General features: G+C 46.7%; 10 protein-coding genes. 6 read left to right on the top strand and 4 right to left on the bottom strand.

The genetic code is table 11. The annotated features are described in order from the left end of the window. Positions 1 to 3: 3 nt before the first annotated feature. The 4 genes from KWJ01_RS20675 to kduI all read right to left on the bottom strand — a co-directional run bounded on the left by KWJ01_RS20675 (position 4) and on the right by kduI (position 4307). Positions 4 to 1437, bottom strand: coding sequence for a tagaturonate reductase (locus KWJ01_RS20675; RefSeq protein ID WP_224999014.1), 1434 nt, complete (start codon positions 1435 to 1437; stop codon positions 4 to 6). Positions 1438 to 1591: 154 nt separating this feature from the next. Next, entirely contained in the window at positions 1592 to 2617 is a 1026-nt protein-coding gene (locus tag KWJ01_RS20670; RefSeq protein WP_224999013.1) for a LacI family DNA-binding transcriptional regulator, read from the bottom strand. Positions 2618 to 2676: 59 nt separating this feature from the next. Then, positions 2677 to 3462 (bottom strand): gluconate 5-dehydrogenase, encoded by a 786-nt coding sequence (locus KWJ01_RS20665; protein WP_224999012.1) that lies wholly within the window; start codon positions 3460 to 3462, stop codon positions 2677 to 2679. Positions 3463 to 3467: 5 nt separating this feature from the next. Continuing rightward, the gene (gene kduI, locus KWJ01_RS20660) at positions 3468 to 4307 is read right to left on the bottom strand and encodes a 5-dehydro-4-deoxy-D-glucuronate isomerase (RefSeq protein ID WP_224999011.1); all 840 of its coding nucleotides are present in this window, start codon (positions 4305 to 4307) and stop codon (positions 3468 to 3470) included. 452 nt (positions 4308 to 4759) lie between these two features. Between kduI and KWJ01_RS20655 the strand changes: the two genes are divergently transcribed. The 6 genes from KWJ01_RS20655 to KWJ01_RS20630 all read left to right on the top strand — a co-directional run bounded on the left by KWJ01_RS20655 (position 4760) and on the right by KWJ01_RS20630 (position 16532). Next, entirely contained in the window at positions 4760 to 7957 is a 3198-nt protein-coding gene (locus KWJ01_RS20655) for a TonB-dependent receptor (RefSeq protein WP_224999010.1), read from the top strand. Positions 7958 to 7968: 11 nt separating this feature from the next. Next, a complete protein-coding gene (locus KWJ01_RS20650) occupies positions 7969 to 9630 on the top strand; it encodes a RagB/SusD family nutrient uptake outer membrane protein (protein WP_224999009.1) in 1662 nt (553 codons plus the stop codon). A gap of 158 nt (positions 9631 to 9788) precedes the next feature. Then, complete coding sequence (locus KWJ01_RS20645) at positions 9789 to 12041, top strand: T9SS type A sorting domain-containing protein (RefSeq protein ID WP_224999008.1); 2253 nt, start codon at positions 9789 to 9791, stop codon at positions 12039 to 12041. Positions 12042 to 12399: 358 nt separating this feature from the next. Continuing rightward, complete coding sequence (locus tag KWJ01_RS20640) at positions 12400 to 13584, top strand: hypothetical protein (protein ID WP_224999007.1); 1185 nt, start codon at positions 12400 to 12402, stop codon at positions 13582 to 13584. Positions 13585 to 13757: 173 nt separating this feature from the next. Continuing rightward, positions 13758 to 15044, top strand: coding sequence for a DUF4861 domain-containing protein (locus KWJ01_RS20635; protein WP_224999006.1), 1287 nt, complete (start codon positions 13758 to 13760; stop codon positions 15042 to 15044). A 207-nt stretch (positions 15045 to 15251) separates the two neighbouring features. Then, complete coding sequence (locus KWJ01_RS20630; protein WP_370634748.1) at positions 15252 to 16532, top strand: polysaccharide lyase family 1 protein; 1281 nt, start codon at positions 15252 to 15254, stop codon at positions 16530 to 16532. The last annotated feature ends 32 nt before the right edge of the window (positions 16533 to 16564 follow it).

Below are 16564 nucleotides of genomic sequence, written 5' to 3'. Positions count from 1 at the left end.
TTTTTAAGCGGCTTTTACAGATGCTTTGTTTTCTTGTTGCTGCAAAACCTGCAATTGCTGGCTTACCATTTCTGATAGTCCGCTGATTTGCGTTAGATCCATGTTCCAGAAATCTTTATTAGCCAGCACCATTTCAACTGTTGCCGCGGGCTTTTCTTTTTTCCAGGCTTCACGGAAGAAATCTATCACATCTGCAGCATCGTTGAGTGCTATTGTCTCGCCACCCCAGCTTCCTTTATAAAAGAGAATGAGCGCTGCCAGTGAATGTAACAGCATTTCAGGCAGTTTTCCGCTGCGCTTGTGGTATTCCAGCACCGAAGGCAGTACCCTTACCTTGTATTTCGAAACAGAGTTGAGTGCAATAGATATGAGCTCATGCCGGATAAAAGGGTTCTGAAAACGCTCTATTACATCATTAGCAAACTGTTCCAGTTCTTCCTCCGGTAAATCAAGGGTAGGAATAATTTCTTTGAAAATAGCTTCCCTGATGAAATTACCAGCCTGCTTATCTTCTACGGCTTCTCTTACGGTACGCAAGCCCTGCAGGTATGCCACCGGCACCAGGGCAGTATGGGCACCATTGAGAATGCGTACCTTACGGGTGCGGTAGGGGCTCTGGTCTTTTACATATTTTACCTGCAGCCCGGCTTTGTCAGCAGGAAAAGCATCTTTTACCGCATCTGGTCCTTCGATCACCCACAGATGGAAAGGTTCGGCTTTTACTACCAGTTTATCTTCATAGCCAAGCTCCTGCTGAATTTCCTTGATGTTTTCTCTCGGAAATCCGGGTACTATCCGGTCTACCAGTGTATTACAAAATACGGTATGCTCTGTAATCCAGCTGCTGAAGCTTTGTGGCAATTCCCAGTGGCGGGCATACTGCAGAATGGCATTGCGTAGTGCTTCACCATTTTTATCGATCAGCTCGCAGGGTATGATGGTTAGCGCTTTATCTGCAGCACCATTGAAATATTTAAAGCGATGGTACAGCAGGGCAGTTAGCTTACCTGGAAAGCTGTCGGGCAGGCTGTCCATGTTAACATCAGTATTTACAAAGGCGATGCCTGCTTCTGTGGTGTTGGAAATAACGAACTCCAGATCAGGATTCTCGCCCAGGGCCAGGTACTCATTGTATTTCCCGTAAGGATTTATGCCCCCTGCTATGCAGCTGATCAGTCTTTGCTCCTGTACAGGCTTGCCGCCGCTGATGCCATTCAGTAACAGGTGGTACAGACCATCCTGCTCGTTAATTAAGTGCACTATGCCCTGCTCAATAGGCTGTACTACCTGCACACTTCCGGCAAAACCTGCTTTTTCGTTCATCAGGTCTATCATCCAATTTACAAAACCCCTTAGAAAGTTACCCTCCCCAAACTGCAATACCTTTACCGGAAATTGTAGTGGAACATTGGCGGTATGTCTGTTCAAAGTCTTCATATCGATAAATTGAATATGTGAAAAATTTAATTGCATTAACTTGTTGCACAGAAACGCACTTTTTGCTGTGTTTGTGGTCTAAAATCTGTGCAATCGATTGTACATATATACATGACTAAACAACTGATTACAAATTGATAATCAGTTAGTTACACTACTTTTTTAAGGTTGACTGACGGATGATAAGCTCCGGCTTTAGCACAGTTTTTTGCGGAAGATGTTTCTTCCCATTTTGCTTCAACTGCTCAAAGAACAACTCAGCAGTCATGTTCCCCATCTGAATACTGAACTGGTCTACAGTCGTAAGCGGCGGGTCGGTAAAGGAGGTAAACGGTTCATTACTGAAACCAGCCAGTGCAACCTCCTGTGGTATTTTAATCTTACGTTCCTTTAGTACCTGCATGGCACCCATGGCGCCATAATCAGAAGCTGAAAAAACAGCATCGGGCATTTCCGGGAGTGCCAGCAACTTCTCCATACTTTTTCTTCCATCCTCCAGCTGCAGGTTGCTGCCTACGATCAGCTCATCCAGTACTGGCAGATTGTGCTTTTTCAGGGCATCGGTATAGCCTCTGAGGCGCTCCCGGAAAATGCTAACTTTCTTTGGGCTGGTAAAATGGGCAATGCGCCGGCAGCCCTGCTGTATCAGGTGTTCGGTAACTTTAAATGCTCCCAGGTAATCATCTATCATTATCTGGCTTACTTCGAGCTCATCTGTGGTGCGGTCAAAAAGTACCAGCGGAATTCCTTTTTCCTGCGCACGTTTGAAATGGCTGAAGTCTTCTGTGTTCTTTCCGATGGAGGCAATAATGCCATCTACACGGGCGCTAAGAAGGGCATCGATTGTTTGTACCTCCTTATCGTAATTATCATAGCTCTGGCAGATGATCACCTTATAGTTGATCTTGTTGGCTATTTCTTCGATTCCCCTTACCACCGATGCAAAGAAGGTTCTGTCGGCTGTTGGTACTATGATGCCTATAATATGGCTTTTGCCATTTCTTAAGGCTGCAGCAATGTTGTTAGGCTGGTAATTAAGCTGCTTAGCTGTTTTTAGTACAAGTTTTCTGGTGTTGTCGCTAATACGGGGGTTATTGTTAAGTGCGCGCGATACGGTAGATGCTGTTATGTTCAGCACTTCAGCAATGTCATGTATCGTAGCCTTTGCTTTTTCTGCCATCTTCTTGTTGTTTTTGCCCTGTGAACCTGTTCCCTTCAGAGCAACCTCACCTTTATTTCTTATTCGTTGCTAGGCTTGCCAATGGTAGCGAGTATGCCACCATCCACATAAATGATCTGTCCGTTTACAAAATCACTGGCTTTGCTTGCCAGAAATACAATGGTACCACCCAGGTCTTCGGGATCTCCCCAGCGGCCTGCAGGTGTGCGGTTAACAATAAAATCGTTGAAGGGGTGGCCATTTACACGAATGGGGGCCGTCTGGTCTGTAGCAAAATAACCAGGCCCCAGGCCATTTACCTGTATGTTGTGCTTAGCCCATTCTGTGGCAAGGTTACGGGTAAGCATTTTAAGCCCGCCTTTAGCCGCTGCATAGGCCGAAACGGTATCGCGGCCAAGCTCACTCATCATTGAGCAAATGTTTATGATTTTGCCGCGCTTACGCTCCACCATGTAGCGGGCTACATGCTTGGACATGATGAAAGGGCCGGTTAGATCTACATCCAGCACTTTTCTGAATTCATCCACCTCCATTTCAAGGGCAGGCACACGTTTGATCATGCCGGCATTGTTCACCAGTATTTCAACAGGCCCCAGCTCACGCTCAATCGCCTCAATATTTTCCTTTACCTGTGCTTCGTTTGTAACATCAAAAAGGTAGCCCCTAACATCGAAACCATCGTTCCGGTACTCCTCCAGTGCTTTTTCCATTTTGGCCGGGGTATTACCGATCACCACCAAAGTTGCACCAGCACTGCCCAATGCTTTTGTCATGGCCATGCCTAAGCCGTGGGTGGCACCGGTAACCAGTGCAATCTTTCCGCTTAAATCAAAGAGATTCTGCATGCTGCTTATTTTAAATCAGTGGGTGAAACTTTGTCCATGTCGTTATAGTCCAGGTTTTCTCCGGCCATACCCCATATAAAAGTATAGTTGCTGGTACCGGCACCGCTGTGGATCGACCAGGGGGGAGAGATCACCGCCTCACGGTTTTTCACAAAAATATGCCGTGTTTCCTGCGGTTCGCCCATAAAATGGCAAACTGTCTGGTCTTCGGCCAGATCGAAATAGAAATAGGCTTCCATGCGCCTGTCGTGGGTGTGGGCAGGCATGGTATTCCACACACTTCCCGGTTTCAGCTCGGTAACACCCATTTGCAGCTGGCAGGTATCTACCACAGAATTGATGAGCACCTTGCGGATGGTGCGGTGGTTAGAGTTTTCCATTGATCCCAGCTCTACAGTTTCGGCTTCGGCCAGTGATACTTTTTTAGTAGGATTGCTCCTGTGAGCGGGAGCAGAGTTAAAGTAAAAATAGCTTTTGCCACTGGCAGCAGGATGAAATATTACTTCTTTAACCCCCATTCCTACATACAGTGCTTCTTTATTATCGAGCTCATAGGTCTGGCCCTCTACGGTAATGCTGCTCCTGTCGCCAACATTGATGATGCCAATTTCCCTGCGGTCAAGGAAGTTTTCGGAGCGCAGAGTAGGGAAGGTCTCCAGGCGCAGTGATTTTTCTACCGGATGCACGCCACCAACAATCAGCCTGTCATATAAAGTATAGGTTAACTGAATCGAATCTTTCTGAAAAAGACCTTCTATGAGGTATGACTCCCGGAGTTTGGCAGTGTCGTAATGCTTGCTGTCGGCGGGGTGAATGGCATGTCGGGTTGAAAAGTTTGTGCTCATAATGTGTAAACGATTGCGCAAAAATAAGGCATTTCGGCCTTTAAACATTTAGATGGTCAGTACAGGATAAACTGAGCTTATTTCTAATAAGTTACTAATAAAAAATAAAATATGGTCTTATGCTATCGTTTGCAGCTAAAGTTTTTTAAAAAGTAAAATATTTATGTGTTTGTATTGTGATTGAGGGAAAATAATATTAAAATGCAATCGATTGCACATCGAGCTGCCATTTTTTGTAGCACTGGATGCTCGAAAGCCAGCTCTGCATTAGCTGGAAACCCAAGCAGAATCGGCCCGGATCTTTACTATATATAGATCATGACAAATAGGGCAGGAGCAGCTTTTTGATGTGGTAGCCAGGGGTGCTGCCAGGTAGCACAGCATAAACAGTGACGAGTATCACATATAATAAGGATAAAGATGTCATCAAAGAACCAAACCAATCATTGCAAATGAATATTTCAAAGAGGAAAACAGTGCCCAGGCTACTTCCGCATTTCTTTTGTGGAGGCCTTTTGATGTCGCTCAGCATTTTTTCTCCTGCCCAGGGAGAGGCTTACAACCAGCATAGCTTTTTAAGCTCTGATCAAGATTTTACTATAGAAAAAAAAGGACTGAATGCCGCAAACGTTTACGCCAAAAATTTTATTAAGGTAGAAACCCCTGAAACAACAGCATCACTGGCAGTAGATCAGATGCGTGTAACGGGTACTGTTACCAACACAGAAGACGGTATGGGTATGCCGGGTGTCGCCATCAGGGTAAAAGGAACCTCCCTGGGTGTTGTTACCGATATTGATGGTAAATACTCTCTTGAAGTACCCTCAGAAAGCTCTGTGCTGGTGTTTTCCTATATTGGTTATGTAACAGAAGAGGTTACTGTTGGCGGTAAAACCACCATAAACCTGGAAATGTACCCAGATCTTGAAACCCTTGAAGAAGTGGTTGTGGTAGGTTATGGCACCCAGAAAAAAAGTGACCTGACTGGTGCTGTTGGTGATATTGAAGGTGCAAAGATTGCTGAAAGAGGTACTGTTAACCCGCTGCAGGCCGTTCAGGGGCAGGTGGCAGGTGTTGATATTTCCGCAGGCTCCGGCCGTGCTGGTGCTGGTTATAACATCCGCATCCGGGGCCAGAACTCCCTGGAAGGAGGCAACCCGCTTTTTGTTGTAGATGGTATCATTGTAGATGACATCGACTTTCTGAATCCGCAGGATATTGAAAGCATGAACATCCTGAAAGATGCTTCTTCCACAGCTATTTATGGTTCGCGTGGTTCTAATGGTGTGGTGATCATCTCTACCAAAAGGGGAGCCAATGTACAGCAAACCTCTATTGCCTACGAAGGTTACTATGGTATTCGCCAGAATGCCCGTATGCCTGATTTTATGACCGGTGATGAGTGGTGGGAGTATCGTCAGAACACCTACATTTCTGGTGAGCTGGAAGCCGGCAGGCCTTACGATGCCACTGTTGGTGGTGTTACCGGCAGCCCGCTGCTTAGGGAGCGCCTGGCAAACAGAGATTACTACGACTGGCAAAGCGCCTTTTTACAAACCGGCCAGCAGCAAAACCACTGGCTCACCATATCAGGCACCAGTAAAGAAAAAATGAACTACCTGATTGGTGCCGGTTACCAGGAAGAAAAAGGTAACCTGATGAACGAGTTTTTCAAGCGCTATAATTTTAAGGCCAGTGTTAGCCATAAAATCAGTGATCGCTGGGAAGCCGGTTCTAACTTCAATTTTTCGTTGATGGACCGGGAGCAGGGCAGCCAGAATGCTGTAACCAATGCTTACCGCATGTCGCCCCTGGTAACACCTTACGATTCAACAGGTGAGCTGCTGTTCCAGCCGGCTAAATACGATGGTATCAGCTTTACCAGTTCAGTAAATCCGCTGCTGGATATGGCCAATTCAGAAGATAATACGCGTAGAATATATGGTGTGGGTAACCTGTTCCTGCAGTACAATCCTGTTGAATGGCTGAACATTCGCACCACCTTCTCTCCCGAAATCGATTTCCGCAGAAGGGGTCGCTACTGGGGCTCTTTAACAGAAGCCAGGGGGGGCGCAGCACCGGCAGCTTCCAGGGAAACACGCGAGGATTTCTCCTATATCTGGGATAACCTGGTAACCGCCAACAAGCAGTTCAACAATCACAGCCTTACATTCACTGGTCTCTTCAGCATGCAGTATGACCGCAGAGAAAGTGAATTCATCAATGTGCTTAACCTGCCGTTCAATTCATCGCATTATAACCTTGGCTCTGCCGGTCCCGATAACGTGCAGGATGTTGGCAGTAACTACATTCAGCGTTCGCTGCTTTCCTACATGGCCCGTGTGAATTATTCATTGATGGATAAATACCTGCTTACCCTGTCTGCACGCTGGGATGGTTCTTCTGTACTGGCTCCGGGCTATAAGTGGTCTGCGTTCCCTTCTGCTGCCATTGCCTGGCGGGTAATTGAAGAAGGTTTTATGCAGAATATCGGTTTCATATCCAATCTGAAAGCCCGCCTAAGCTATGGCTATACAGGTAATAATAATATTGACCCTTACAGTACTGCAGTACTGGCTGGTGATGGTGTACTGTATGGTTTTGGCGATCAGACAGTGAACGGGTTTCCTGCGGGCAGTATCGTGAATCCGGCCCTTACCTGGGAGCGTACAAGAGAACTGAACTTTGGTGTTGATTATGGTTTCTTTAACGGCAGGGTAAATGGTAGTGTAGATGTGTATGACAAACTATCTACCGGTCTGCTGATGGAGCGTGATCTTCCTCTTGAATCAGGTTCTGGTTCGTTGATTGACAACATCGGTTCTGTTAGCAATAAAGGTTTTGAGATAGCCCTGCAGACGTTCAACATCCAGACAAGGGACATCAGCTGGAGTACCTCCTTTAACTTTTCCAAGAACAGGAACGAGATCATAGAAATCTTCGGTGGCGAGGTTACCCAGTACATCGGTGAAGATGATACCTGGATTGTAGGGCAGCCTGTTGCTATCAATTATAATTATGTGTTTGGTGGTATCTGGCAGGAAAGTGAAAGAGACCAGGCACTTCTTTATGGTCAGACACCTGGCATGGCGAAGGTACTTGACCTGGATAGTGATGGCGTGATTACGGGAGATGACAGAGCTGTACTTGGTTCTCCATTCCCAAGCTGGACTGGCGGTGTATCTACAACACTTAATGTTAAGCAATTCGATCTTTCTGCCTCGCTTTTCACCCGCCAGGGAGTACAGGTTTACAGCCCCTTCCATGCAGAATTCACTGCCTTACACGACAGGGGTCGTGCCAAGCTGAATGTTAATTACTACATGCCGGCAAACGAGGTAACCCATGCCCGCGAATCTAATGAGTATCCGCAACCCAATAATGTAGGTTCTTTCTGGCGTAACAACGGTGTGGGGTATTACAAAGATGCTTCATTCGTGAAGGTTCAGAACATCTCTCTGGGCTATACCTTCTCTAAGGAGTTGTTAGAAAGGGTGAAAATGCAGAACCTGCGTGTATACTTAAACGTGCTGAACCCATTTGTATTCACCGATTATGATGGTTTCGATCCTGAATGGGCAGAACAAAGCCTGAATAACACAGGTAACAGCTATATCACATATCAATTAGGGGTAAACGCCAGATTCTAAACTAAGGAAACATGAAAAATAAATCGACTATATTCTTATCGCTGTTAATGCTAATTTCTGCGGTAGGCTGTAACGATTATCTGGAAGAGGTAAACAATTCCAATGTAGTTGCAGAAGAGTTTTACACTACTGAAGAAGGTTACGAAAGCCTGGTTAATGCTACTTATGCAACACTGCGTGATGTTTATGGCAGTGAGCCCTGGGTGTTTTCTGCCGGTACCGATCTGTTTGTAGAGGGCCGGAACCAGCAACCCGAAGGTATCAGCGAATACCGCAACCTGGGTCCTGCCGAAGGAGCAGTGGAAGATTTTTACCTGAACGTATATGCAGCCATTCGCCAGGCAAACACTGCGCTGTATTACAACGATATTACAGAAGAAACAGCCGTGCTGGAGCAGCGCAGGGGAGAAGTTAAATTCCTGCGGGCCTACTATTATTTTCTGCTGGTACAGCAGTTTGGCGATGTTGCGCTGGTAACTGACTTTCTGAATGAAGTAGTTACAGAGTTTGAAAGAAGACCAGCCTCTGAAGTATACCAGTTTATTATTTCAGAAATGGAAGAGGCGCTGCAGCTGGTGCCGGAAAATGCAGAAAGCCGTGGACGCGTAGATAAGGCGGCTGTTTACCACTACCTTGCTAAAGTGCATTTAACAAGAGGTTATGAGGCTTATGCAACGGCAGATGATTTTGAGAAAGCAGCAGCCTATGCAGATGAGGCTATCTCCAGAGGTACCCTGGTAAACTCTTTTGAAGAACTGTTTTTCCCTGGTAACGAGAATAACGAAGAAGTTCTGTTTGCTGTGCAGTACTCATCCTCTTCTATCATAGATCCGCGTGATGATGGTCATATGCAAAGCCTTTTCTTCGGACCATATCTTGGAGGTGAAGGTGCTGTACAGGGGTATCCTTATCGGTCAAACACACTGGTACCAACCATGTTCCTGTTCGATGCATTCAGTCAGTATGATGCTCGTTTTGAGGCCACCTTCATGACCCAGATTTATGATCGTTACTACGACTACTACGACAGAAATGATGAGCTTGATGCTCTGGTGGTTGAAACTTACTTTGCACCCCGCTGGGCCGTTCAGGATACAGCCGCCTGGCGCGCAGCCAACCCCGAAACCCGTGCAACGGCCAGAATCAGGCCTTACCCGATTGGCTGGGAGGCTGGTGCAAACTCGCTGGACGGTACTTCACCAGGTATCAAAAAGTTTGACGATCCAAAGTCAGTTTTCTCTGGCAATGGCAGCAGCACCCGCGATATCATTCTGGCACGTTTGGGTGAGACTTACCTGATTGCTGCAGAGGCTTATCTGCAAATGGGACAGGAGGGAACTGCGGCAGAAAGAATCAACGCTGTGCGCTTACGTGCTGCCAAACCAGGCAGCGAGGCCGAAATGACAATCACTGCAGCTGATGTAGACATAGATTTCATTCTTGACGAACGTGCCAGAGAACTGGCAGGCGAGTACCACCGCTGGTTTGACCTGAAGCGCACTGGTAAGCTGATGGAGAGAACAGAGCTTTACAACCGAGATATCAAAGCCTGGTTCGCAAGTGGAATCAATCCATTCCAGGGTACAGATGGAAACTTCAAGATTCTGCGCCCGATTCCTCAGCTGGCAATTGACCTGAACGAAGCAAATATTCAGCAAAATCCCGGTTATTAATCCTGATTTTGATGATGATCAGCATGATCAGTTATAAATCAACAGATACCGGATATTAATCAGATAAGCTAAAGATCAGGCTGCGTGTATGGTTGGTTACACGCACCTGCTTCTTTAGCTTAATTTTTAAAAGCACTTTAATTCCTTAACGCGCTACTATGATAAAAAACTACCCCTTGATAGCCGGACTGTTCGTGGCACTCTTTACCCTTTGTGGTAACCAGGTACATGCGCAGGACCAGCAACTTGCTTTTCCCGGAGCCGAAGGTTTTGGTCGTTTTACCACTGGAGGCCGAGGAGGGGAGGTTATTGAAGTTACAAATCTGAACAGTTCAGGTGCCGGTAGTTTCAGGGCGGCTGTAGAAAAATCAGGTGCAAGAACAATTGTGTTCAGGGTATCTGGTACCATACACCTGGAAAGTGATCTGCGCATTCGTAATGGCAACCTGACTATTGCCGGACAAACTGCCCCCGGTGAAGGCATTACGATTAAAGGCAGTGGCCTTGTAATTGATGCAGATAATATAATTATTCGTTACCTGCGCATAAGACCCGGAGATGTTGAGGCCAGGGAGCTGGATGCCATGTGGGGCAGAGAAAACAAAAATATAATTATAGATCACTGCTCCTTAAGCTGGAGTACAGATGAGGTAGGCAGTTTTTATGACAATGAGAATTTCACCATGCAGTGGTGCATTTTAAGTGAAAGCCTCTACGAATCGGTACACGATAAAGGCCGCCATGGCTATGGCGGTATCTGGGGCGGCATGGGCGCTACGTTTCACCACAACCTGCTTGCATACCACTCGAGCCGCAACCCCCGCTTTAATGGCGCCCGCTACACTACAACTCCAGAAACAGAACTGGTAGATTTCAGGAACAATGTGATATTTAACTGGGGCGGCAACAGCGCCTATGGCGGAGAGGGCGGTAAACACAACATGGTGGCCAATTATTATAAAGCCGGTCCTGCCACCAATGGACAAAAGCGCTATCGCATTATTAACCCATCCTACGACAGCAGCCTGCCCTGGAGCAGCTGGTATGTAGCAGATAACTATGTAGAGGGATATCCCGAAGTAACTGCCGATAACTGGAATGGTGGTGTGCAGGGACCCGATGCTGCTGTGCTGGCAGCAATAAAAGTAAATGAACCCTTTCCTTATGCCCCTGTAACAACACAAACAGCACAGGCAGCTTTGGCAAGTGTGCTGGCAGATGCAGGCGCCAGCTATCCCTACCGCGATGCTGTTGACGCCAGGGTAGCAAATGAGGTAGAAACTGGCCAGGTGACCCATGGTGGCGCTTATGGAGCCGGCAAAGGCATCATCGATACTCAGGAAACAGTAGGTGGCTGGCCGGAAATGTTCAATGCACCCGCTCCCGAAGATTCTGATCGTGATGGCATGCCCGATGCCTGGGAATCTGTTAACGGTCTAGATGCGGAAAACCCGGCAGACAGAAATGCCGACAGGAATGGAGACGGATATACCAACCTGGAAGAATACCTGAATGGCCTGCTGGAAACAGCACCTACAGAATTTTTACGCTACCCTACAGAAGTAACAGCATCAAACGTAACCACAAACAGCATAAGCCTCAGCTGGTCAGACAATACCGAAAGCGAAACAAATATATTACTGGAGCGCTCCGTTGACGAAGGCACCACCTATACAGAAATAGCAGAACTGGCACCCAATACCACCAGCTATACCAACGAAGAGCTGGAGGCAGGCCAGTGGTACTACTACCGCTTGCGGGTTAAAAACGAAGAGCTGATTTCTGCCTACAGCAACTCCCTGGCGGTACAAACACAGCCTGCACCAGTGGCTCCCTTTCAGCCTTCCCCTGCAGATGGGCGGGTAGGAGTTGCACCAGAGCAGCTTACCCTAAGCTGGAGTGGCGATGCACCGCAATACGATCTGTACATGGGCAGCTCAGCCGATCAGCTTGCCCTGATTGCAGAAGGTTTAACAGAAACAACATATACTGTAACACAGCTTCAGGAAGCTACGCCATATTACTGGAGGGTAACTGCAGTAGGTGAGGGCGAAGCTACTGTGCATGGCGCAACCTGGACCTTTACAACGGGTAACGGTGCTGTTACAGGTTTAGATGATCCAGAGGCACTTGCTGCACTCAATGCATTTCCAAACCCATTTTCAGGCAGCCTGACCATTTCTTTTGAGCTTAAAAAGCAGGAGCCGGTTCTGGTCTCTTTATATGATATGCAGAATCGCCTGGTCAAGGATCTTGCAGGAAATACGGTTTACAGTGCAGGAACGCATCAGATTACCCTGGATGAAACTGCCGGGCTGAACGGAAAACTGCTGGAAGGTATTTACTTCTGCGTGCTGCAAACCCCCAGCAGGAAAATTGTCAGAAGGGTGATCTATATAAAAGAGAAGTGATATACAGTACATGCCAGTGATGGTAGCATTAACTTCAGCAGGGGTTGGAGCTATCATAAAAGTAAGGTAATGCTGAAGAATATATAACTACCGAAGAAATAATGTAATCGATTGCGCAATAAACCATGCAAAACCCATAAACAAGCAATTACTGTATGAATTGCAGTATTTGCCTTTGGAAATGCAGTACAAGCTGATGCCGCTTTCAGAGTTACTAATTCGTTTGAATACCCTGGCTCTAAAAAATAACAAGGCAGTATTGCAATTGGGGCTATTTTTAGTTATTATGCAATCGATTGCACATTCGATGGTTTAATCTACGTGAATGCTTTTAAAATTATTCCATAACCAAACCGCCATGAAGAAGATCTATACCAAATTTTTTCTGCTGTTGATTACACCTTTCCTGGTGTTAACAGCCTGTGAGGAGGATGAAACCATTCCCAACGATGCCCCTAGAATTGCTTTCTCAGTTCCTGCTGCAGACCTGCAGGGAATTGAAACAGTTGATGGTGTTGGAGGCCCTGCGATCCAGGGTACTGTGCAGTCAGATGCCGGTCTTAGAGAAGTAACCATAGAGTTGCTGAAAACCTCTGGTAATGAAGTGATCCAGCAAATAACCACTTTCAGCAATGTCGACAGCAAATTATATATCATCAATTTCGTTCCTGCCTACACCCCTGAAGTAACAGGTTTAAGAGTAGTGGCAGTTGATGTTCAAAACAGATCTGTAGAGAAAGTAATCGGTATTTCTGTGAACGAGGAGGTGCCAAAATTAACATTCTCACCAGCTGATGGTCCTGTTGGTACGCAGGTAACTGCAAATGTAACTGTGCATACACTGGCAGAAGGCGACATCGCCTCCCTGATGCTGGGTGATATGGAAATCACTAACTATACACTTGCTGAAAATGGCAGAACGATCACTTTTACTGTTCCTGAAGGAGCTGTAACTGCGGCCCTTACCCTAACCCCCGCAGGTGAGGAACCAGTAGTGAGTGAAACAGAATTTACTGTTACCGAAAAGCCAAAAGAAATTGTAACGCACAGCAACATAGTGGTTAATGCACAGGCCAACCGTAACGACGAAGGAGTAGTAACTGCTTTCTCTGCCGAGGGTAAAACATTCACACTTGCAGAGGGCATGGATGCAGAGGTAAGTAAGGATATAGATTTTATCGTAGCTGACTCAGGCGGTGATGACTATCTTGATCTTTTCTCTCCTGCAGGCGAATCCTGGTTAGATGGCAATTACTATGGTGAAAATAGCTGGCCTGTGAAAAATGAAACCAAGCTGCTGCATCTGTCAGATAAAGATCTTGCATACTTCGAAAGCATTACAGCAGAAGAACTAAATGCCCTAACAGTAGGAACTGCTTATAAAACCCGTATTCAGCCAAAAGAGAGTGCTGTGGGATACGTAATATTATTCGAGACTGCCGATGGCAAAAAAGGTTTGGTTTATGTAAAAGCACATGATCCAAATACAGCTGAAGGCACCAAAGCAGATATCTTCACATTCGATATCAAAGTACTGGAATAGTACCATCTTGCATGCGGATATCGGCATATTCCGCTGATATCCGCATGTTTTTTCTGCTGATACAGCAATACATGCCTGGTTTCTGAACAGACCAGCAAACCTGATCACTTTTTCATACAGCTTTAGGTGCTACCTGATTTTTATTTTATGGCACTAAAATGCTACTGTTACTTATGATTGTTAATAAAAGCTTTCGCTGGCATCTATATCAGGCAATTTGCCTGCTTCTGGTTGTGATGTATGCTTCAACAGCAGCTGCCCAGGATCTGAAGCGTACATATCCACGCTCGTTTGTGGTGGAGGTGAACAACCCGCTCAATCTTAACCGCACAGATGTGATGGTGTTCCTGGAGGAAGATAAAATACAAAATCAATTAGCAGGATTCAATCCTGATGCTTTTGTGGTACTGGATGGCAGTACTGAAATCGCCAGCCAGTACAATAAGCAGGACCCGGAAAAAAGAGGAATAGTAGCCATACTTCCCCAAATGGGAGCAGGGCAAACAAAAAAATTAACCATCCGCTACAAAGAAAGCGGAGAGCTAAAAAGAAATTATACCAAACGTACCCAGGCAGAGCTGTCACATAAAGTTGGCGGCAGGTTCGAGAACAGGAAGTATATAGGTGGTGAGTTCAAAAATGTAGATCTACTGCGCGTGCCTGATGAACATACCGATCATTCGTATTTTATTCGCTACGAAGGTCCCGGCTGGGAATCAGATAAAGTTGGCTACCGCTTTTACCTCGACTGGCGCAATGGTGTGGATGTGTTTGGTAAGAAGACGAATGAAATGGTCCTGCAGCAGGTAGGCCTCGATGGTTTTGATTCTTACCATGAAATGCAGCCCTGGGGCATGGACATCCTCAAAGTAGGAAAAGCCCTGGGTGTTGGTTCTCTCGCACTTTTCCACGAAGGCAAGGCAGTAAGGGTAGATAAAACCGACAGCATTGCCACCAGAATAACAGAAAATGGTGCTGTTTATTCCTCCATCACCACAAATTACTGGGGCTGGAAGGTAGCAGGACAGACGTTAAACCTGGAGTCTGTTATCGGCATTCATGCAGGGAGCCGCCTCACACATCAGCTCGTTAACATAGCAGGAAACCCGGCTAACATCAGTACTGGATTGACCAAAACACCACACACGAAACTCCACACCAGCAGAGGGAGTGAGGGCGAGTGGGGCTACCTGGCTACCTGGGGAAAGCAAACCCTTAATGAAGATAATGCAGGCCTGGCTATTTTATTCAGGCCAAAAGACCTGATCGACTTCACCGAAGACGAGCACAGCCATGTTGTAATGCTGAAACCTTCAGCAGGACAGGCAGAATACTATTACCTGGCCGCCTGGGAGCTTGAAAAAGAAGGAATTACAACAGAAGCACAATTTTTAGAATACCTGAATAAAACAGCAAAAGAACTGGGGCAGCCGATTAATCTCAACCTCATTGCTAAATAACCTGGAGGTAGTAAAGATTAGCTGATAAAGAGTGCTTTAAGCATAAATAAATAGAGCTTGAAAAAAGTTAACATTCATATTATTCGCGCCTTAGGGCTTTGTGTAGGATTACAGGTAGCTGGTCTTGCAGGCTGCAGCCAGCGTACTGCTGTTTCTGCTCTTCCGGCCGATACGGCAACCGTACAAACTGCAGCTTCAGCACCAGCCATGCCCGTACAGACAGCGGATAAGGCTCTGGCTTTTCCTGGTGCCGAAGGTTTCGGTAGATACACAACTGGTGGCCGGGGCGGTAAGGTGGTAGTGGTTACTAACCTCAATGACAGCGGCCCTGGCAGCTTAAGGGAAGCGCTGCGCATGAAGGAGCCCAGAATCGTGGTTTTTGCCGTAGCCGGCACCATAGAACTTGAATCGTCGCTGGATATCAATACCGGGAATCTTACCATTGCGGGCCAGTCGGCCCCTGGCGATGGCATTACGCTCCGGAATTTCCCGATGAAGATCAAGGGTGACAATGTGATTGTTCGCTACCTGCGCTTCCGGATGGGCGATAAAAAAGGACATCAGGGTGATGCCATCAGTGCTACAGGCCGCAACAACATTATTGTAGATCATGCCTCCATGAGCTGGGGTACCGATGAGGGTGCTTCGTTTTACAACAACAAAAACTTTACCCTCCAGTGGAGCATCATTTCAGAGAGCCTCAATGAATCGGTGCATGAAAAAGGCGCCCATGGTTATGGCGGTATCTGGGGTGGGGTTGGCGCCAGTTTTCATCATAACCTGCTGGCACACCTTAAAAGCAGAACACCACGTTTCAGTGGTTCAAGCACCACTGCGAACTCTGAAAACGAACTGGTTGATTTCCGCAACAACATAATCTACAACTGGAAGGATAACAGTGTGTACGGGGGTGAAAGAGGCCGTTACAATATGGTAGGGAATTACTATAAGCCAGGTCCGGCCACTAAGGAATCAAAGCAGGACAGGATTGTGGAGCCCTATGAGCCATACGGACAGTTTTATGTAGCTGATAACTATGTGAATGGATTTCCGGAAGTAAGCCGTGAGAACCGCAAAGGTGTGGATATAGAGAATCCGGATGCAGCACTTGTTGCTACAGCTTTTCCGGTTGAGCCAGTAACAGATCAGCCTGCAGCACAAGCCTACGAACAGGTACTTTCCGAGGCAGGAGCCAGCCTGGTGCGTGATGCTGTAGACAGCAGGATCATTCAGGATGTGCGCAACGGAAGTGCAGCGCTGGGCAAAGATAAAGATGGTATCATCGATTCACAGGACGAGGCAGGAGGCTGGCCGCAACTGAAAGCTGGTGTGGCACCATCAGACAAAGACCTGGATGGCATGCCCGACAGCTGGGAGCAAAAGCACAGGCTAAATCCGGATGATGCAGCCGACGCTTCCGGATATACACTGGATGATTCATATACAAATATTGAAGTGTACCTGAACGAGCTGGTAAATCCAGCCTGACGGCATTTCTTATTGATCTGCAGTCTGACAAA

The sequence above is a fragment of the Cesiribacter sp. SM1 genome, from assembly GCF_020178975.1.
In the GTDB taxonomy this organism is placed as follows: domain Bacteria; phylum Bacteroidota; class Bacteroidia; order Cytophagales; family Cyclobacteriaceae; genus Cesiribacter.
The sequence above is the reverse complement of the archived record's forward strand: the minus strand, read 5'-3'. Positions and strand labels throughout refer to the sequence as shown.